This window comes from Butyricicoccus porcorum (genome assembly GCF_051246315.1).
Taxonomy (GTDB): Bacteria; Bacillota; Clostridia; order Oscillospirales; family Butyricicoccaceae; genus Butyricicoccus_A; species Butyricicoccus_A porcorum.
Map to the genome: position 1 here is coordinate 2,207,118 of NZ_CP178353.1, position 19,842 is coordinate 2,226,959.

Sequence of the window (19,842 nt, forward strand, 5' to 3'; positions counted from 1 at the left end):
TTAAAAGAATAAATCTTATTGAGCGCAATGTGCATGCACATGCCAGTTCACGAAAGGAAAAAGGAGTATATTCGGATGAAGAATCATCAGTATGTTCTGATTATTGACTTCGGCGGACAGTATAATCAGTTGATTGCCCGCCGTGTGCGCGAAAACAATGTATATTGTGAGGTCAAGCCATATACAACCCCGTTGGAGGAATTAAAGGCGCTGAACCCAATTGGCATTATCTTTACCGGTGGACCGAACAGCGTATATCTGGAGGAATCTCCCCACATTTCCAAGGAAATTTTTGAATGGGGTGTCCCGGTTCTTGGTATCTGCTATGGCTGTCAGCTGATGGCCTATACACTGGGCGGCGAAGTCACACCGGCACAGGATGATTCCGCCCGTGAATACGGCAAAACCAAGACCTATTACAACACGGACTGCAAACTGTTCCAGGGTCTGCCGGAAGAGGGCATCTCCTGGATGAGTCACAGCGATTATATGGCACGTGTACCGGAAGGCTTTGCACTGGTTGCACATTCCGATGCCTGTCCGAACGTCGCAATTGCTGATGAATCGCGTGGTTTCTATGGCGTACAGTATCATCCGGAGGTCAACCATACCGAGCACGGTCAGGATATGCTGCACAACTTCCTGTATAATGTCTGCGGCGCAGTCGGTGACTGGACGATGGAGGACTACTGCAAAACTGCAATTGCCGCTGTCCGCGAGCAGGTTGGCGATGGCAAGGTACTGCTTGGTCTGTCCGGTGGTGTCGATTCTTCTGTTGCAGCTGCTCTGCTGGCAGAAGCGGTCGGCAACCAGCTGACCTGTGTCTTTGTTGACCACGGCCTGATGCGCAAAAATGAAGGCGACGAGGTCGAAGCCGCTTTCAAAAAGTGGGATATCAATTTTGTCCGCGCAGATGCGGAACAGCGCTTCCTCGACAAGCTGGCGGGTGTCACGGAACCGGAGAAAAAGCGCAAGATCATCGGCGCAGAATTTATCCGTGTCTTTGAGGAAGAATCCAGCAAGGTCGGTCAGGTTGATTTTCTGGTACAGGGCACTATTTACCCGGATGTCATTGAATCCGGCAAGGGCGATGCGGCTGTAATCAAGAGCCATCACAACGTCGGCGGCCTGCCGGACGATGTTCAGTTCCAGATTATTGAACCGCTCCGCATGCTGTTTAAGGATGAAGTTCGCCAGCTCGGCCGTGAGCTTGGTCTGCCGGAATATCTTGTCATGCGCCAGCCGTTCCCGGGCCCGGGTCTTGCAATCCGTATTATCGGTGAAATTACCAAGGAAAAGGCAGACATTCTGCGCGATGCAGATGCCATCTTCCGCGAAGAAATTGCCAATGCCGGTCTTCAGTATTCCATCAATCAGTATTTTGCGGTTCTGACCAACATGCGTTCTGTCGGCGTTATGGGTGATGCAAGAACCTATGACTATACGCTCGCACTGCGCGGTGTCACGACAACCGATTTCATGACCGCAGACTGGGCAAGAATCCCATATGAGGTACTGGACAAGGCATCGAGCCGCATTGTCAACGAGGTTGCCGGTATCAACCGCATTGTGTACGATATCACGTCCAAGCCGCCGGCAACCATTGAGTGGGAATAATTGCATAACTGAATTTATCGACCAATAAGTTCTAAAACAACCCTATTTCGCTTGAAACAATTGCTTTCTAACGAAATAGGGTTGTTTTTTTTTTGCTACACAAAATTGACTCATCCAAGTGTTGGCTAAAAAGAATGATAAGAGCACATACTGTTCCTGAGGTGATTTTATGGCAAAGCAAGGGATGAAACGTCCGGAGCGGACGCACACGCAACGCAGAAATGATGCGACACCGGTACCGGAGCTTCAGGGAAAAGCCAAGACTGGAAAAAGCAAAGCAAACCCCATCATTTCAGGGACTGTTCCCCCGTCACAAAAGGTATTCCACGCGCATCCGCACACAGCGGAAAAGCCAATCTCTGACATTTATTCTGTCATAGACAACGATCTTGCACGGGATAATCTGGAAAATGATATTCCGGAACCGGATCTTCCGTGACGTTCTGCTGAAAAGATGAGCCCTGAGATACAAATGCATCTCAGGGCCTTTTATGCATGATATTTGATATCAGAAATTAAAAGCTTGCGATATATTGTTAAAAGCAGCCTGACAGATAGTCTAATCAGTAATTTTCCTTGCGGACCTCAAAATAGCTCTGCGCATGTGCACAGACCGGACAGACTTCCGGTGCTTCCATGCCGACGACCAGATGGCCGCAGACGCGGCATTCCCACATTGTCTGTCCGCTCTTCGCAAAGACCTGCTTCATTTCTACGTTGTTCAACAGCTTGCGATAGCGCTCTTCATGTGCTTTTTCAATCGCACCGACACGGCGGAACTTTTCAGCCATTTCCGGGAAACCTTCTTCGTCAGCTTCCTTCGCCATACGGTCATACATATCCGTCCACTCGTAATTTTCGCCTTCTGCGGCAGCCAGAAGATTTGCAGACGTGCCACCGATACCGCCCAGAGCCTCGAACCACATCCGTGCATGCTCCTGCTCATTGCGGGCTGTCTTCAGGAACAGCTCTGCCAGCTGCTCATATCCTTCGTGCTGTGCGACTGCGGCAAAGAATGTATATTTATTGCGCGCCTGACTCTCGCCGGAAAACGCTTCTTCGAGATTTTTTTCCGTTTTGGTTCCGGCATACTTACTGCGGCTGTCTGACTTCTCGTCTTCTACCGGAACGAAAGCAGATGCCGGCTGTTTACAGCGCGGGCAGGTAAAGTCCTGCGTCATCGGGCCCTCATGAATATATCCACAAACAGTACATCTCCATTTTTCCATTGTCTGATTCCTCCAAATCTGTAAAAATAAAAACAGCGAGTAGCAATTCAACTGGATTTACGCAGTTACGCTACACGCTGTTTTTATTATATTACCAAATTTGCGTAGTTTTGTCAAACTTTTTTGTGTAAAACTTACATAAAAAGAAGGGCGACCCAATACTGCGCCGCCCTTCCGGTTTCGATTTGAAAATTAAGCCTTGCTTGCAAGGTAGTTGTTGATCTCCGTTACCAGCTCGTCCGCATTGGTGCCATGAACCATGCAGGCTTCCTCAATACTTTCACCCTGAGAATGCGGGCAGCCGAGGCAGTGCATGCCGATGTTGATAAAGAACTGGGCGGTATTGATATCAATTGCGAGAACCTCGCCGATCGTGGTCTGTTTGGAAATTGCAGCCATGGAAAATGACCTCCTGTGTTTTAGAAATAGATTACTTTAGTATTATACTGTCTCTCCGGATGTTTTTCAATACGCTGCAACTGAAAAACCAGAAAATCAGTCGGAAATTTTTATAAATTTCCAGCTGATTTTCTCACATATTTTTTTGATATTACTAATTTCATAAAAAAGCGTCCATCGATCAACGATAGACGCTTTTCGTTCTTATCTGTCTAATCAGCCCTCTGCCTTCATCTTGGCAAAGCACTCGCTGCAATAAACTGGGCGGTCGTTCTTCGGCTGAAACGGGATTTTTGCCTCTCCGCCGCATGCCGCACAGGTTGCGGTGAAATATTCACGCGGTGCCTTGGCTGCGTTCTTTCTCTTGTCGCGGCAAGCCTTGCAGCGCTGCGGCTCGTTCTGGAAACCACGCTCTGCGTAAAAAGCCTGTTCTCCGGCAGAAAAAACGAATTCCTGACCGCATTCCTTGCATACCAATGTCTTATCCTGATACATCATGATACCTCTCTGTGACTTGTCCTCCGCGTTCGCGGAAAGACTGAATTTTATTGCGCACAGGACGTTACCTGTGTTCGCCCAAAAATGTTGCGGCCTTCCGCCGGATGCGCTGGATTGCGTTGTCCACCGACTTTACGGGTTTGCCGACTTCTGCAGCCATTTCTTCATAGGAACAGCCGTCCAAATACAATGCGAGAACCCTGGCTTCGAACGCAGACAACAGAGACATCAGTTTCTGCTGTCTTTCCCGGTGCTCCTCCGCGCCGATGACCAGATAAGCCGGATCAGCAGCCGCGTGCGCCGTTTCAGTATTTTCGTCAAAAAGAGGGGTTTTTGCAATGCTCTCCGAATGATTGAGCGGTTCATGCTTGGCAGCGGAAGCCGCACTGACGGCGGAATAGATACGGCGCATAATACACATGCGCGCAAACGCCTCAAACGGCACGCCGCGTTCGGATGAAAATGCGCGCACCGCCTTGAGCAGACCGAGCATGCCCTCCTGAATCAGGTCTTCCCCGTCGCCTCCTGCCAGAAAATATGGACGGGAACAGGCCTTGACCACGCTGAAATAGCGTTCAACCAGCAGTTCTTCCGCAGTGCGGTCTCCCTGCTGTGCCAGCGCGCACAACTGTTCATCCGAGTAGTCTTCCATTGTGAGAGTTTCATTGCTATACATCATATTGCTTCGATTATACCCCATCGTTAACAATTTGTCAATAATATTTGTTCACTTTATCGACACAAAGCGAAATATACTCATATTTTTTGTGCGTTTCCGCCAAATGCCGTGTCTTATTTTATGCAGATACAAAAGAGAGGATACATTTCTGCATCCTCTCTGCACAAAATTGTGATCAAACAATAGACTCTATTACCTTTGCAACTGCTTCAGCGGCATTGTGTACCCGGGTTTTGTCCATGCCCTCGACCATGACGCGAACCAGAGGTTCGGTACCGGACGGACGAACCAGAATGCGGCCTTCGCCAAGACCCTGCTTCTCCTTCTCAATGGCCTCCTGAACCTCTGGGCGGTCAGAGATCGAATATTTGAGCGCCGTTGGAACCTGTACGTTAATCATGATCTGCGGCCACGGAACAACCTCAGATGCGATCTCAGACGCACGCTTACCGCTGTCCTTGAGCATTTTGAGGAACTGGATGGCGGTCAGTTCACCGTCACCAGTGGTGGCATATTCGAGGAAGATGATATGACCCGACTGTTCACCGCCCAGGATGTAACCGTTTTCCAGCATCTTCTCAAGCACATAGCGGTCACCGACATCTGAGCAGACGATTTCCATGCCGCGTTCCCGGGCATACGCATGCAGGCCCATATTGGACAGGATGGTTGCAACGAAAGCATTGCCGCGCAGTTTGTGCTGCTTTTTGAGTTCTGCTGCACAAACCGCCATAATACGGTCACCATCCAGCTTCTCACCCTTGTCGTCGACAATCAGGCAGCGGTCTGCGTCGCCGTCGAAAGCAATACCAACGTCATAGCCGCCCTGACGGACAAGCTCCTGCAACGCTTCCAGATGCGTTGAACCGCAGCGATCGTTGATATTGCAGCCATCCGGCTCATAATAGCGGATGGAAGCATCGAGATTCAGCTTGCGGAACAGACGGGATGCCGTTGCGGACGAAGCGCCGTTTGCACAGTCGACAACGACACGCAGACCCGACAGATCTCCATTGATGGTCTCGGCGAGATAGTCGGTGTATTCTTCTACCGGATCAATCTCCGATTTGATGACATGACCGATCTGTTCATGCGTCGCACGCGGCAGGTTTTCCACGTGATCGATGTACTCTTCAATGCGGGCCTCCAGTTCGTCGGAGAGCTTGTAGCCACTGCCTGCGAAGATTTTAATGCCGTTGTGTTCATACGGATTGTGCGAGGCGGAAATGACAATGCCTGCATCTGCCTTATGCTTGATGGTCAGATACGCAACAGCAGGCGTCGGAATGACACCAAGCGACTCGACATCGGTGCCGGACGAGCAAATGCCGGCAATCAGCGCGGCTTCCAGCATATCGGAGGAAATGCGGGTATCCTTGCCGATCAGAATTTTGGTGCGGTGGTTGGTCTGCTGTGCCAATGCATATGCAACGGCGCGCCCGACCTTAAATGCCAGATGTGCGTCCAATTCGACATTGACGACACCGCGAATGCCATCTGTTCCAAAATACTTGCCCATGTTCATAACTCCTTCTATCTGATAAAATACTGTGCCGAATATAAAAACATATCGCACAATGTGAATTTTCTGTTTAATCGGTAAACCGCAGCTGATCCGGTGTCAGCGGCGTGTTCGGCCGGATGTCGAGATGATCGTAAGCCAACGCTGTGACACAGCGCCCGCGCGGGGTGCGGTTCAGAAAACCGATCTGCATCAGATATGGCTCGTATACATCCTCCAACGTGACAGCTTCCTCGCCAATCGTTGCTGCAAGCGTTTCCAGCCCAACGGGGCCGCCGCCGAATGTGGTCATGATACTGCGCAGCATGCGGCGGTCAATCGAATCCAGTCCAAGCTCGTCGATTTCCAGCGCACGCAGCGCGGTATCTGCCGCCTTCTGTGTGATTACACCGTCAAATTGTACCTGTGCAAAGTCACGCACACGACGGAGCAGACGGTTTGCAATACGCGGCGTGCCGCGCGAACGGCGCGCAATTTCATACGTACCTGCCGGATCGGCTTCGACCTGTAAAATATCTGCTGAGCGCGAAACAATCATTTGCAGCTCTTCCGGCGAATACAGCTCCAGCCGAAGCATGACGCCAAAGCGGTCACGCAGCGGTGAGGTCATTTGACCTGCACGCGTGGTCGCACCGATCAGCGTAAATTTCGGCAGGTCAAGACGAATGGAACGTGCGGACGGCCCTTTGCCAATGATAATATCCAGCGCATAATCCTCCATCGCAGGATATAAAATCTCCTCCACGCTTCGATTAAGACGGTGGATTTCATCGATAAACAAAATATCATTTTCGCTGAGATTGGTCAGCAGCGCTGCCAGATCCCCTGCCTTTTCAATTGCCGGGCCGCTGGTGACACGGATGTTGACATCCATCTCGTTTGCAATAATGCCTGCCAGCGTGGTTTTGCCAAGACCCGGCGGGCCGTACAGCAGCACATGGTCGAGAGGTTCACCGCGGCGGCGGGCCGCTTCGATAAACACCGACAGGTTATCCTTTGCCTTGGTCTGTCCGATGTATTCCGCCATCGTTTTTGGACGGAGGGACGGTTCACTTTCATCCTCCGGCGTCTGTGATGACGTCACGATACGGTCAGAAAAATTATCGTCAAATTCAATACTCATAGGGTTGTTTCCTCAGTTACTGCGCCGCCAGCTTTTTCAGGCAGGCGCGAATGAGATCCTCTGCGGACAAATCGTCAGAAACCGGCAGCCCTTCCATCGCCTGCATGGCTTCTGCCTGGGAATAGCCGAGCACCATAAGCGCGGAAACCGCCTCGCTCACAGCATTTGCCGTGCCTTCCGGCGCCGCAGCAGCCGTCATGACGAGACCGGAGCCTGCACCAATGTTCTCCTGTTCCTTGGCAAGCTTGTCCTTGAGTTCCAGACAGATGCGCTGTGCGATTTTCTTGCCGATGCCGGGTGCGCGTGTCAGAAATTTGGTATCTCCTGTAATAATAGACAGCGCAAGCTGGCTCGGGGGCGCACTGCTCAGAATGGCAAGTGCAGCCTTCGGGCCTACGCCGGAAACACCAAGCAGCATTTTAAAACAATTGAGCTCTTCCATTTCGGCAAAACCGTACAGGTCACAGGCGCTCTCCCGCACGCTCAGATAGGTATATAAGCGCGCTTTTTTGCCGCATTGCAATGCGGCGCACGTATTCTGCGATGTCCTGCACGCATAGCCGACGCCGCCGCAATCGATGACGGCAAGCTCCTGCTCAATCAGCGCAACTGTGCCTTCCACATAATAAAACAAAGATGACTCCTTTTCCGTTCCGAGGGGTAGGGCTGTTACAGCCCCAGTTTCTGCCTGGTCAGCTGAGAACCGGCGGCATGTGCATGACAAATGGCCAGCGCAAGCGCGTCAGCAGCATCATCCGGGCGCGGCATGCGCGGCAGCTTCAGCATGACGCGCGTCATCTCCATCACCTGGCGCTTTTCGGCACGCCCATAGCCGACGACGGACTGCTTGACCTCCGAGGGCGTATATTCTGCCGGCGCAATGCCTCTCTGTGCACAGGCAAGCAGAATCACCCCTCGGGCATGACCGACCTGAATGCCGGTCGTGATATTGGTATTAAAAAACAGCTCCTCCACTGCAACCGCATCCGGATGGAATGTGTCCAGAAGAGTCAGCATATCGTCATAAATTTCTTTCAGCCGCAGATGCAGCGGGATGCCGGCGGGTGTGGTAATCGCACCGTGGCGGATATGCGTGAACTGTGCGCGTTCATACTGCACGACGCCATAACCGACAGTGGCATAGCCCGGGTCAATCCCCAGAATAATCATATATCCCTCCTGCTTCCGCATGCTGTACCATTAGTGTACCACAACTTGCCCGATATCACAAGAAATTCCCGCTTCTGCCGCCGGAAAAAGTGCAGATTGCACATTACACACCGTACCCGGCGCGGCGGATGCGCTCAGCAGCGAGCAGGATGCCTGCCTTGCCGGAAGGATATGTCAGACCGCCCTGCATATAGCAGACATATGGCTCGCGCATCGGCGCATCCGCAGACAGTTCAATGGACGCGCCCTGTACAAATGCGCCGGCTGCCATAATAACCGGATCATCGTAACCCGGCATATCCCACGGAACCGGCGTCACGTAGGAATCAACCGGTGCGCCGGCCTGAATGCCCTCGCAGAATTTGCACAGCGGCTCAGGTGCGCCGAACGCAATTGTCTGGATAATATCATGTCTGGTCTCTTCCGGCAGCGGATGCACCTCAAAGCCCATCATCTGCATGACTTTAGCACAGAAAATTGCGGTCTTGAGCGCCTGTGCAGTTGTATGCGGTGCAAGGAACAGGCCCTGATACAACAGACGATTCTGCCCCATTGTGCAGCCGCACTCGCCGCCGATACCCGGTGCAGTCAAACGGTAGGACGCGTTTTCAATGAGATCCTTTCTGCCTGCGATATAGCCGCCCGTCGGCGCAAGTCCGCCGCCCGGATTCTTAATCAAGGAACCGGCAATGATGTCTGCACCGACCTGAGTTGGCTCAATTTCTTCGACAAATTCGCCATAGCAGTTGTCGACCATGATGACAGCGTTCGGATTTGCCGCACGGACTGCCGAGCAGACCTCTCCGATCTGCTCACAGGACAATGTCTCACGCACGGCATATCCCTTACTGCGCTGGATAAAGACCAGTTTGACGTCGGGGGCTGTGGCTGCTTCCACAATGGCCGGGATGTCCGGCAGACCATACTTCATCTCCACTTGGCGATAGCCGATGCCGTACTGCTTCATGCTGCCTGCCATGTCACCGGTAATGGTATTCATCAACGTGTCATATGCCGGTCCGGTCGCGGACAGCACGACATCTCCGGTTTTGACAGCGGAAAACATCGCGCAGCACAGCGCATGCGTGCCGTTGACAAAGCCAATGCGCACCAGAGCCGCCTCTGTTCCGAAAATATCGGCATAAATTTTGTCGAGCGTATCGCGGCCTTGATCGTCATAGCCATAACCGGTCGTACCTGCAAACATACTCTCGCCGACACGATTTTTGGAAAATGCTGCGAGAACCTTTTCCGTATTGCGCTCACTGATCTCATCAATGCGGTCAAACAGAGGGCGAATGGCTTTTTCTGCGTCGCATCCAAGCTGACGCACTTCGGGTGAAATATCCAAATAATTCATAATTTCTTCTCCATCATCTGATGCGGGCATCCTTCGTCGTCATAGCATTCGCCAAACGGCTGGAACCCGTTTTTTTCATAAAATTTCATTGCACGGCACTGTGCACCGAGCACCAAACGCTGCGCGCCCAGTGCGCGTGCCTTTTCGCAGCACGCCGTCAAAAGCGCCGATCCGCTTCCGCCTCCGCGCTCCTCACGGAGTACTGCCACACGCCCGATATGCATGTTGTGATTGCTTCCATCGGAAAACAGACGCGCCGTGCCAATTGCCTTGCCATTCCGACGGAGCAGCAGATGGTAGCTCTGCCCGTCCAGCTCGTCGAATTCACTGCAAAAGCCCTGTTCCTGCATAAATACCGCTTCGCGGATATGCGCCGCCTCCGGCGGAAGCTCACCATACCTGCTCCAGATACAATCCATAAAAATCCTCCCGGTTCCGTCAAAAAGGACGGCGCATTGCTGCAATCCGTCCTTTTTTGTTATTCAGTATCCTCTGGCAACAGGGATGTACCGTCCGGCATGACAAACAGCGATGCAGACGGCTGTTCCTGCTCCATCTCATCGACGACTACACTGCGCACAAGCTCACTGCCGCGCGTATAATCCGCCTGAATCAGCAAGCCACTGACCGCTGAAATCCAATAGGTCAGACTGTAGCCGGTTTCCGCATCCGTGACCGTTGCATAAATACATGACACACCGCCAACTGTACGCAGACCTGCCTCCGTGATTTCCTGCGGGTCTTCCGCAACCAATGTTTCATAGGTCGGAATCATGCTGAGATCATCGGATGTGACCGTGCCGGTTGCACCGGTGTATTGCGCAGAACCAGTACGCTGCCATGCAAAATAGCTGCCGCCTTTGACCGCTTCAAAGCGCTCAGCAGTGCCGTCTGCGTCATCATATTCCGTCAGACACACGCCGTCCCGCACATACTGCATCGCATGGATTTCCTTCCATGCACCGTTCCAGTACAGCGTATTGGTGACCGATGCAGAATACGACTCCGGCCGGGCGAGGCTTGCAACCACCTGCTGCACGTTTTCCTTTGTGATATCTGCACTTGTCAGTTGATACTGTGTCTGCTCGGTAATCACATCATGCATATCCGCGCCGCTTCCCTCCGGGAGTACAATGCCGGCGGAGCTGCTGCCCGGCAATGCCGCAGCGCAGAACACTGCGAGCGCGATTGCTGCAAGAAAAACCACCCACGCCGCACGGCGTGGCGTTATTTTTTTTACGGATTTATTAGGTGCAGCCTGTGTTTCCGGTTGTTCCGTTGGTTTTTCTGTCATTTTCTGACGCTCCCGTTACGGACGGAATTCATCCGGCAGCTCGGAAATCTGTCCGAAATAATGCCGGATCATCTGCACAATGCGGCGCGAAGTCTGACCGTCACCGTACGGATTGACCGCATGTGCCATTTTCTGGTATTCCATGTTGTCATCCAGCAGCGTGCATGCCATCGAATAGATGGTCTCTTCTTCCACACCGGCGAGACGAACGGTACCTGCCTCAATGGCCTCCGGCCGTTCGGTTTCACGGCGCAGGACGAGTACTGGCTTGCCCAGACTGGGCGCCTCTTCCTGCAATCCGCCGGAATCGGTCATCACCATATAGCTGCGTCCCATCAGATTGTGCATCTCATCGACCGAAAGCGGCTCGATCAGATGGATGCGTGCGTGACCGGACAGATAGTTTGCCGCAGTTTCGCGCACATATGGGCTGAGATGCACTGGATAGACGATATCAATATCCTCATAGGCGTCTGCAAGGCGGCGCAGCGCGCGCATGATATTTTCCATCGGCTCGCCGTAATTTTCGCGGCGGTGCGCCGTGACCAGAATCACGCGGCGGTTTTGATAATCCAAATGCTCCAGTGTTTCATCGCGAAAACGGAAGGACGGATTGACCGTCGAATGGATGGCATCGACGACGGTGTTGCCGCATACAATAACGCCGTCCGTAATGCCCTCTGCCGCCAGATTTCTGCGATTGCGTTCGGTCGGGGCAAAATGCAGGGTGGCAATCTGTCCGGTCAGCTTACGGTTCATCTCCTCCGGGAATGGGGAGTATTTATCAAACGTGCGCAGACCGGCCTCGACATGTCCGACCGGGATTTTGTGGTAAAATGCCGCAAGTGCACCCGCGAACGTCGTAGACGTATCGCCGTGGACCAGAACGATGTCCGGCTTTGCCTGCTCCAAAACTTCGTCCAGACCGGTGAGCGATTTCGTGGTGATCGTTGCAAGGGTCTGACGCGGCTGCATGATATCCAGATCATAGTCCGCCTTGAGGTGGAAAATATCCATGACCTGGTCGAGCATCTGCCGGTGCTGCGCCGTGACGCAGACAATCGACTCGACACCTTCTGTGCGCTCCAGCTCATGCACGAGCGGCGCCATCTTAATCGCCTCCGGCCGCGTGCCGAAAACGGTCATAACTTTGATTGTTTTCATTCTGTTTTCCTCCGCAGTCACGATTTCTGTTCCGGGAAATCCGTGTGTTGCTCTCGCTTCTGGAGTTCTTCCTGAAGCTGCTGCTCATGGCGGCGCATTTTCTGGCGTGAAGAGGACAGATATACGCCGCCGCCAATGACAATCGTGAGAATGACAACGGCAACCAGCACGATGGCGCGCAGCTCACCGGATGTTGTCAGGACCACTGCCAGCAAGCCAAGCACAGTTGCAATCGCATACAGGATTGCAACTGCCTGCTTCTGATTGAAACCCATGTCCATCAGGCGATGGTGTACATGTCCGCGATCCGGGGACAGCGGGCTGCGTCCGGACAGAACGCGGCGCAGGATGGCAAATGCCGTGTCGAAAATCGGCAGGCCGAGAATCAGGAACGGAACGGCAAATGAAATAATCGCATAGACCTTGAACATGCCCTGAATGGACAGCGTTGCCAGCATAAAGCCCAAAAAGGTGGAACCCGTATCGCCCATAAAGATGCTCGCCGGGTTGAGATTATACGGCATAAAGCCGACGCACGAGCCGGCAAGTGCGGCGAGAAGAATTGCAATTTCGATTTCGCCGATGAGCAGCGATACTGCCAGCATGGTCATGCAGGCAATCGCAGACACGCCAACCGCCAGACCGTCCAGACCATCAATCAGATTGACCGCATTGGTGATTGCAACAATCCAGATGATCGTAATCGGGATGGACAGCACGCCGAATTCAAGATATAAATTATCGCTCAACAGATTGGGGTTGGTAATCAACTCGATACGCAGATTGCCGAATACGACTGGAATGGCCGCTGCAACCAGCTGAATGCAAAACTTGAATTTTGCACCGAGTGCATTTCGGTCATCAAAAATACCGAGGACGACAATCACTGCCGATCCAAGGAAGATCGTCAGATTTTGCACACTTTTTTCGGCAAAAAGGATGCATACGACGACAAATGCGAGATAAATCGCAAGACCGCCCAGCCGCGGGATCGGCTTTTTGTGCATGCGGCGCGCATCCTTCGGGACGTCAATCGCACCGATGCGGTGCGCCAGGCGCTTGACCGGCGGTGTGAGGGCAAACGAAAGAATGCCCGCAGCAAAAAATGCGATCAGCACCCGGACGACAACCAGATATACTTCATCCATAACATACCTCTGAACCGATCAACTCGGTTACTTCAGAAACTCCTGCATGGCCTCGCCGATGCGTGCGCATGCGGTTTCGATCTGTTCCAGACTCGGCTTCGAGAAATTCATGCGGAAGCCATTGCATACGGCGCTCTCGTCGACAGAGAACGCATTGCCCGGAACACAGGCAACCTTTTTCTCCGTGATGAGCTGGCACAGCTTGAAGCTGTCATAGCCCTCCGGCAGTTCGCACCAAATGAACAGGCCGCCGTTCGGATGGGTATATGTCACGCGCTTGTCGAAATATTTCTCGCAGGCATTCAGCATCGCGTCACGCTTCTCCTTGTGCAGCTTGCACATATCGGCAATGTGCGCGTCGAGGTCAAAGCGCTCCAGATATCCGGCAACGAGCATCTGGAAGTACAGGTTGGTATGTACATCGCTGACCTGCTTGCAGACGACCATGCGGTTAATAATCTCCTTGTTCGCAATGCAGTAACCGATACGCATGCCGGGAGACAGCACCTTGGAATAGGAACCCGCATAAACGACGCGGCCCTCGGTATCCATCGACTTGATGGTGGGAACCGGCTCACCCTCATAGCGCAGCTCGAAATACGGATTGTCCTCCAGAATCAGGACGTCATACTTTTTCGCAAGCTCCAGCAGCTGACGGCGGCGCTCCAGCGACATGGTGCGTCCGGTCGGGTTCTGGAAGGTCGGGATGACATAGATGAACTTGACACGCTCGGTGGTGGCAAGAACTTCCTCCAGCTTGTCCATGCGCATGCCTTCGTCATCCATCGGAACACTCTTGAGGTTCGCGCCGAAGCTGCGGAATGCGTTGAGCGCACCGATGAAGCTCGGACCCTCGCAGATAATGGTATCGCCCTTGTTGATCATCGTCTGCGTAAACAGGCTGATGGTCTGCTGGCCGCCGGTCGTGATGATCAGCTCATCGTCGTCCGTGCCGATGTTGTATTTTTCGCGCATGCGCTTCTTGGTCAGGTCGCGCAGCGGCTGGTAGCCTTCCGTCATACCATACTGCAGTGCTGCCGCAGCCTGGTTTGCAAAGATTTCTGCGCCGATCTCTGCCATTTCCTTCTGGGGCAGAGATACCGCATCCGGCTCACCTGCGGACAGTGCAATAACGTCCGGATCTGCGAGAACCTTGAAAATTTCACGGATTGCAGAGGGCTTCATTTCCGCAATGTGGCTGGCAATTTTGTATTCCATAATCGATCTCTCCTATCATATATATGCGTTTTATTCTCTTTCACCGAAAATAAAACGTTCCTGGTTGATTTTATCACAATACAGCGTTTCTTGCAACTGCATGGACACTGCTCCTGTGAATTTTTCGGGAAGGTTTTGTGGTTTTCTGCACGCGTCACTGGTGAAATCAACCGTTTTTCCTTCCAAATGTATGCAGGGTGTAACAACAACGGCATATATTCTCCTGTCTGCGCAGCCTTCCTGTCCGTTTTATCCCTCATAAATACACAGCAGACACAGTTTTTTCAAAAAATTAACGATTTGGTACTTCTGCCCAATGGTATTTGTGGTATACTATCGTGGTAATGATTCTGTCTTATTCTTATGAAAGGAACTCTAACGCATGATAGACACGATTTTTCGCTTTTTTACCGAGCATATCAGCGCCTATGGCGCTGTACTTATTGTATCGATGATTCCGCTCATTGAACTGCGCGGTTCGGTCATCGTGGGCACAGCCTTCGGCTTGCCATGGCTCAACGTACTCGCGCTGAGCATTGTCGGAAATCTAATTCCCATCCCGTTCATCCTGATATTCGGCGAAAAGCTGATCGCATGGCTCAAGACACTGCCGATGCTGTCACGCCTCACAAACTGGTACGAGGCGCGGCTGATGTCCAAGTCGACAACCATCCAGAAATATGCCTTTTACGGTCTGTGGGCATTTGTGGGCATTCCACTGCCGGGTACCGGCGCATGGTCAGGCTCACTGATTGCTGCCCTGCTCGATGTCCCGCCGAAAAAGGCCTTCGCTGCTGTTATCTGCGGCGTGCTGACTGCCGGTATTATCATGACCATCGGCTCGCGCGGCGTGGTCGGACTGTTCCAGCTGTTTGCATGAGGGAGACGCCATGACAGCAGCCATTACTTCCCTCGACTTTTCACTGTTATACTGGATTCAGGCGCACATGCGCAACGATTTTTTCGATGGCTTTTTCAAGCTGGTGACCCATCTGGGCGATGCAGGCATATTTTGGATTGCACTTGGCATTATCCTGCTTTGTTTCCCCAAAACGCGGCGCTGTGGAATCTGCATGCTCGTCTGTCTCGCCGTCACTGCGCTTCTTGGAGAAGGCCTTCTCAAGCATCTGTTCACAAGGGAACGCCCCTGTGTACAGCAGCCGATTGCAGATATACTTCTGGCACTGCCGACCACATACTCCTTCCCGTCCGGACACTCCGCATCCTCGTTCACAGCTGCAACCGCGCTGTTCTTCCATGATCGAAGGGCGGGCATCGCCGCATACATCCTTGCGGCACTGATTGCATTTTCCCGTCTGTACTGTTATGTACACTTCCCCACCGATGTGCTCACAGGGATTGCACTTGGCTTGTGCGTCGGCATTGTCCTGACGCCGCGCCTCAGCAGCCGCCTGTTGACGTGCATACATCCCGATCCATCCGCGTGAGAGCGTTTCAGCGGCACGCAGATGATAAAACTCAAATGATACGCAAAACGGCTTATCTGTACGTGCAGATAAGCCGTTTTTATCTGGCGGGGAAATTTTATCGCCAGATTCCTCTGTTTTTGCGGATTGCATAATACAGATCGTTTTCCATCGCCATAACCTCTGGCAGCGGAATGCTCTTAAATACCGGGCGTTTCATCTTGTATTTAATCCAGAAGAATGCATAGATCGCCAGGATGAGGAAGGTGACACCGGTTAATACCCAGATCTGCATGCGTTCGGTCGGGTCAGTAGAGATATTGAGGATCATATAGACGGTTCCTACGATGCCAATAATCTGGAGAGCGATACCCATGGGCGATTTAAACGACCGCGGTGCTTTCGGCAGACGCTTTCTCAGGATCAGGACATCAATGTGTGCGAGGATGTAGGAGACCATCCAGAACACGGAACCGACCAGAATCAGGAACGAAATCATATCGGACGAGCTGTCACTGAGTACGGCAAAGATCGCAATCGAAACGCTGATGAAAATAACGCCGACATACGGAACGTTGTGCTTGTTGGTCTTCGCAAAGACCTGCGGCATCATGTTCATCTTCGCCATGCCCTGACAGATGCTGGCGAGACCATTGACCGTGGAATTTTGCGTGCTGATGACTGCAAGTGCTGCAACCAGCGTCATCCAGGTCTTGCCTACACTGCCGAGCAGGTTTTCACCGTACAGCAGGTGCGGCGCGGCAGAATTGGCCAGGTCATCCCATGCCGTGTAATTGTGGAAGCCAAACACCATGATGGACTGCATCGCGCAAATTAAAATCAGACCGATAATCATGCCGAGCGGCACATTGCGCTTTGCGTTTTTTACATCCTTGGAGACCGGAATGACGTATTCTGCGCCGATGAACAGCCAGAACGCAACCGCCGTCATCGGGACGATTTCCGACAGATTGGACGCCATATAATATGGCTGATCGACCTGCGTACCGGTGCCCAGACCGAGCGCGCCGATGATACCCATGACAACCATGGAACCGACCAGCAGAAATGCGACGAGATTCTGAATCTTGGCGAACATATCGATGCCATACAGATTGGCAATCATGACGATAACTGACATAATCAGTGCATAGCCAACACTGGGAATCGGAAATGTAAACGTCTGTGCCATTGCATAGGAGAAAATCGATGCTTCAACGCCACAGGACAGCGTATTGCAGATCAGATAGCCGCCGACCATCGAAATCAGCGTCGGGAACGGCCCCATGCTGACCAGCGTGTACTGTGCCAGTCCACCGGTCGTGTTTGGCATCAGCGCGTTCAGCTCGGAAAGCGAGGCGACCGTCGTCATATTCAGCAGACACGCGATAATCATGGCGAAAATAAACACAACGCCGATGGTGCCTGCGCCCTGTCCGAGGGAAACCAGACAGCTGGTCGCAATGACCAGGCCGACAGAAATCGAAACGACACTGCCAAGGCCGAGTTTCTTTTCCATATTCACCGCCTCCTGTTATTTATGCAGTGCATCCGTGCCCTCATCGCCGGTTCTGACACGGATTGCATTGTCTATTTTATATACGAAAATCTTGCCGTCGCCAATGTGTCCGGTATACAGCTCCTGCTTGATTACCTCGACGATTTTCGTCACCTTTTCGGTCTCAACGACAATGCTGATGAGCTGCTTCGGGAGAAGCTCCATCTCCTCATTTTCCTCGACAGCGTATTCCAGAGAACCTTTTTCTACGCCACAGCCGAGTACCTGTGTTACTGTCATGCCGCCGACACCGCATTTGCTGAGCGCTGCCTTCAGGCCATTCATTTTTGCGATTTGGGTGATGACTTCAATTTTAGATAAACTCATGATGAAACCTCCTAGATTCTGCTCTCATCGACCGGAACCATAATGGACTGATACCGCTCCGGCGTGACGCCTGAAAAACTTTTGAAATCCTTTACCATGTGAGACTGGTCATAATAACCACATTCCAGCGCAGTCTGTTCCAGTGTAAGCGTCCTGCGGCGCATGAGATCGAGCGCATTTTGGAATCGCACAAAACGTTCAAACACTTTTGGAGATATTCCGTGGATACTGTTGAAGATCCGGCGGATATAGCATTCGGAATAGCCGGTTTCCTGTGCGAGCTCTTGTATCGTGACATTGCCCCGGCTCTCGTAAATCCGGCTGCGGAGATAAAATTCCAGCCGGTGTGCCGGATCCTGCTGCTCGGACTGTGCCGCAGCCTTGGATGCATACCACCGCAGGAAGCACAGCGCACGCTCCCGCGCATCCCGACAGGATGCAAGCCGTTCCACATAATCTTCGCCGAGTATTGCAGTGGTATCCAGCTCGATATCGGCGTTGACAACGTTTTTGATGGACAAGCCTGCCGGAAGCACGCACTCACCGGGCTGAAAGCGCACGCCGAAATGAAGGCGCTGCTCGTCAATCGGCCATTTTTTTACCTTGAGTACCGTACCGCCGATGACGGTACGGATATCATGTCCGCTGATGCTGAACAGGAGATCGACACTCCCGTCCGGGACGGCCTGTACATCGGGCGGCGTCCCACCATTGACGGTAAATTCGTAAAAATGCGAAATTCCCGCGTCTTCCACAACGATTTTTTTATATGTATCGGTATGCATGGCGAGAAACGGCTGTCTCGGTGTCAGCACATGGATCTGCTTCCTGCGCATAGCATCAGCTCCTTTAACAATTTATGCCATCGTCGGGGCATCCCACAGCGGGAGTGTCACGCCGATGTTCTTTTTGAGGGCATTGCGATAGACCGTAGCACCCCAGGCAATGTCCTCTACCGGCATGCCGCCAACCGAATAAATGATAATTTCATCATCATTCTTGCGACCCTCGGCCTTTCCGGTGATAATATCGGTGATATCGATGATCTCGTCGCGTGTAATCTTACCCAGATGCTTCAGATCAGTAAACTTGGTGCCGATAATCTGAAGCTGGTCATAGGTCGGATACGGATATTCCTCTTCCCAAGCCTCGTACAGCTTCCAGTTGTCCACAACCTTCTTGCAGCGGTTGACGAGAAAATCCTCCTCAAAGCGCGCCGCAGACGGCATGCTGATGAGCGCACCCTTTTTGATCCAGGATTCATCGATGTACGGGAATTCCGCTTCCTTATTGCCGACAGAGGTTGTCATGCTGATGATATCAGCATCGCGGACAGCTTCTTCAATCGTGTCGCAGATGACAATATTTTTGATCTGCGGATAGTTTTCCTTAACAAAATCAACAAAGGAATTCAGCGAACGCTGGCCGCGTCCCTTGACCTTGACCGTATCAATGCCTGGACGAACACTCATGAATGCGGCGAGCGAGGTCTTTCCCATAACGCCCGGGCCAATTGCGGCGACTGTTTTGGCATCCTTACGCGCCAGATACTTCGCGCCGACACCTGGAATGCCGCCGGTGCGGTAGCAGCTCAGCAGATTCGCGGACATCAGAGCGAGCGGTGCGCCGGTGTCCTTGTCGTTGAGCATCATCATCAGGATGGAGCGCGGCAGACCCTTCTTCTTGTTTTCTACATTGGAGCCGTACCACTTCATGCCCGCCATCTGATATTTGCCGCCGAGGTATGCCGGCATTGCCATAAAACGGCGGTCGTCACCGTTTTTCGGCATGCCCGGGAACTGCGGATCATCCGGGAATGTGACCATGCAGCCGTGCGAATTGTGATTCTGTCCGCCCATCACATAGTCGCCGCGGTTGAGTGTCAGCAGCATATCCTCCATGACCTCAACGCATTCGTCCATGTTCATAACGCCTGCTTCGATCATGTCCTGTTCGCTCAGGTACTTGAAACTGATTTTGGTGTCCATTGAAAATCCTCCTGTCCGGACGATATACCGTATCACCAAAAAAGAGGCGTCAGCAGCTTTCTGCCGACGCCATTGTCACATACAGTATACCATACATTGTATCGCGTTGTCATGCCAATTA

At 52.4% G+C, this 19,842-nt stretch carries 22 protein-coding genes; 4 read left to right on the plus strand and 18 right to left on the minus strand.

Annotated features, from left to right (window positions below):
* Positions 1–75 precede the first annotated feature (75 nt).
* Positions 76–1,617, plus strand: a complete 1,542-nt coding sequence (guaA, locus tag ACLM7Z_RS10885) for a glutamine-hydrolyzing GMP synthase (protein ID WP_087021378.1) — start codon at positions 76–78, stop codon at positions 1,615–1,617.
* A gap of 169 nt (positions 1,618–1,786) precedes the next feature.
* Positions 1,787–2,056 (plus strand): hypothetical protein, encoded by a 270-nt coding sequence (locus ACLM7Z_RS10890; RefSeq protein ID WP_087021375.1) that lies wholly within the window; start codon positions 1,787–1,789, stop codon positions 2,054–2,056.
* A 124-nt stretch (positions 2,057–2,180) separates the two neighbouring features.
* On the opposite strand, the gene rbr is transcribed toward ACLM7Z_RS10890, so the two are convergent.
* The 14 genes from rbr to ACLM7Z_RS10960 form a co-directional block, all read right to left on the minus strand.
* Positions 2,181–2,846, minus strand: coding sequence for a rubrerythrin (gene rbr / locus ACLM7Z_RS10895; RefSeq protein ID WP_435645015.1), 666 nt, complete (start codon positions 2,844–2,846; stop codon positions 2,181–2,183).
* Between the two features lie 192 nt (positions 2,847–3,038).
* Positions 3,039–3,245: a DUF1858 domain-containing protein gene (locus ACLM7Z_RS10900; protein ID WP_087021369.1), complete on the minus strand. Its 207-nt coding sequence runs from the start codon at positions 3,243–3,245 to the stop codon at positions 3,039–3,041.
* Between the two features lie 216 nt (positions 3,246–3,461).
* Positions 3,462–3,740 (minus strand): zinc-ribbon domain containing protein, encoded by a 279-nt coding sequence (locus tag ACLM7Z_RS10905; protein ID WP_087021780.1) that lies wholly within the window; start codon positions 3,738–3,740, stop codon positions 3,462–3,464.
* Between the two features lie 67 nt (positions 3,741–3,807).
* A complete protein-coding gene (locus ACLM7Z_RS10910) occupies positions 3,808–4,395 on the minus strand; it encodes a sigma-70 family RNA polymerase sigma factor (protein ID WP_087021366.1) in 588 nt (195 codons plus the stop codon).
* A gap of 202 nt (positions 4,396–4,597) precedes the next feature.
* Positions 4,598–5,941: a phosphoglucosamine mutase gene (glmM, locus tag ACLM7Z_RS10915; RefSeq protein WP_087021363.1), complete on the minus strand. Its 1,344-nt coding sequence runs from the start codon at positions 5,939–5,941 to the stop codon at positions 4,598–4,600.
* Between the two features lie 73 nt (positions 5,942–6,014).
* The gene (gene ruvB, locus ACLM7Z_RS10920) at positions 6,015–7,067 is read right to left on the minus strand and encodes a Holliday junction branch migration DNA helicase RuvB (protein ID WP_087021360.1); all 1,053 of its coding nucleotides are present in this window, start codon (positions 7,065–7,067) and stop codon (positions 6,015–6,017) included.
* Between the two features lie 16 nt (positions 7,068–7,083).
* Positions 7,084–7,701, minus strand: coding sequence for a Holliday junction branch migration protein RuvA (gene ruvA, locus ACLM7Z_RS10925; protein WP_087021357.1), 618 nt, complete (start codon positions 7,699–7,701; stop codon positions 7,084–7,086).
* Positions 7,702–7,736: 35 nt separating this feature from the next.
* Positions 7,737–8,237, minus strand: a complete 501-nt coding sequence (gene ruvC / locus ACLM7Z_RS10930; RefSeq protein WP_087021354.1) for a crossover junction endodeoxyribonuclease RuvC — start codon at positions 8,235–8,237, stop codon at positions 7,737–7,739.
* 103 nt (positions 8,238–8,340) lie between these two features.
* Complete coding sequence (locus ACLM7Z_RS10935; RefSeq protein WP_087021351.1) at positions 8,341–9,597, minus strand: aminotransferase class I/II-fold pyridoxal phosphate-dependent enzyme; 1,257 nt, start codon at positions 9,595–9,597, stop codon at positions 8,341–8,343.
* Positions 9,594–10,016 carry a GNAT family N-acetyltransferase gene (locus tag ACLM7Z_RS10940; protein WP_087021348.1) on the minus strand — a complete coding sequence of 141 codons (423 nt, stop codon included), beginning with the start codon at positions 10,014–10,016 and terminating at the stop codon, positions 9,594–9,596. The genes ACLM7Z_RS10935 and ACLM7Z_RS10940 overlap by 4 nt, the downstream gene beginning before the upstream one ends.
* A gap of 59 nt (positions 10,017–10,075) precedes the next feature.
* Positions 10,076–10,891 carry a hypothetical protein gene (locus ACLM7Z_RS10945; protein WP_435645016.1) on the minus strand — a complete coding sequence of 272 codons (816 nt, stop codon included), beginning with the start codon at positions 10,889–10,891 and terminating at the stop codon, positions 10,076–10,078.
* 15 nt (positions 10,892–10,906) lie between these two features.
* Entirely contained in the window at positions 10,907–12,055 is a 1,149-nt protein-coding gene (wecB, locus tag ACLM7Z_RS10950; protein WP_087021342.1) for a non-hydrolyzing UDP-N-acetylglucosamine 2-epimerase, read from the minus strand.
* A gap of 17 nt (positions 12,056–12,072) precedes the next feature.
* Positions 12,073–13,203, minus strand: a complete 1,131-nt coding sequence (locus ACLM7Z_RS10955; RefSeq protein ID WP_087021339.1) for an MraY family glycosyltransferase — start codon at positions 13,201–13,203, stop codon at positions 12,073–12,075.
* 27 nt (positions 13,204–13,230) lie between these two features.
* Positions 13,231–14,421, minus strand: a complete 1,191-nt coding sequence (locus ACLM7Z_RS10960) for a PLP-dependent aminotransferase family protein (RefSeq protein WP_435645017.1) — start codon at positions 14,419–14,421, stop codon at positions 13,231–13,233.
* A 382-nt stretch (positions 14,422–14,803) separates the two neighbouring features.
* Between ACLM7Z_RS10960 and ACLM7Z_RS10965 the strand changes: the two genes are divergently transcribed.
* Positions 14,804–15,301 (plus strand): COG2426 family protein, encoded by a 498-nt coding sequence (locus ACLM7Z_RS10965; RefSeq protein ID WP_435645018.1) that lies wholly within the window; start codon positions 14,804–14,806, stop codon positions 15,299–15,301.
* A gap of 10 nt (positions 15,302–15,311) precedes the next feature.
* On the plus strand, positions 15,312–15,869 hold the full coding sequence (locus tag ACLM7Z_RS10970; protein ID WP_435645019.1) for a phosphatase PAP2 family protein: 558 nt from the start codon (positions 15,312–15,314) through the stop codon (positions 15,867–15,869).
* Positions 15,870–15,966: 97 nt separating this feature from the next.
* On the opposite strand, the gene ACLM7Z_RS10975 is transcribed toward ACLM7Z_RS10970, so the two are convergent.
* The 4 genes from ACLM7Z_RS10975 to ACLM7Z_RS10990 are packed head-to-tail and all read right to left on the minus strand — an operon-like array spanning position 15,967 to position 19,721.
* Complete coding sequence (locus ACLM7Z_RS10975; RefSeq protein ID WP_435645020.1) at positions 15,967–17,367, minus strand: APC family permease; 1,401 nt, start codon at positions 17,365–17,367, stop codon at positions 15,967–15,969.
* Positions 17,368–17,382: 15 nt separating this feature from the next.
* On the minus strand, positions 17,383–17,733 hold the full coding sequence (locus tag ACLM7Z_RS10980) for a P-II family nitrogen regulator (protein WP_087021324.1): 351 nt from the start codon (positions 17,731–17,733) through the stop codon (positions 17,383–17,385).
* Positions 17,734–17,744: 11 nt separating this feature from the next.
* Positions 17,745–18,569 (minus strand): helix-turn-helix domain-containing protein, encoded by an 825-nt coding sequence (locus ACLM7Z_RS10985; RefSeq protein WP_435645021.1) that lies wholly within the window; start codon positions 18,567–18,569, stop codon positions 17,745–17,747.
* Between the two features lie 21 nt (positions 18,570–18,590).
* Positions 18,591–19,721: a tyramine oxidase subunit B gene (locus ACLM7Z_RS10990; RefSeq protein WP_435645022.1), complete on the minus strand. Its 1,131-nt coding sequence runs from the start codon at positions 19,719–19,721 to the stop codon at positions 18,591–18,593.
* Positions 19,722–19,842: the final 121 nt, after the last annotated feature.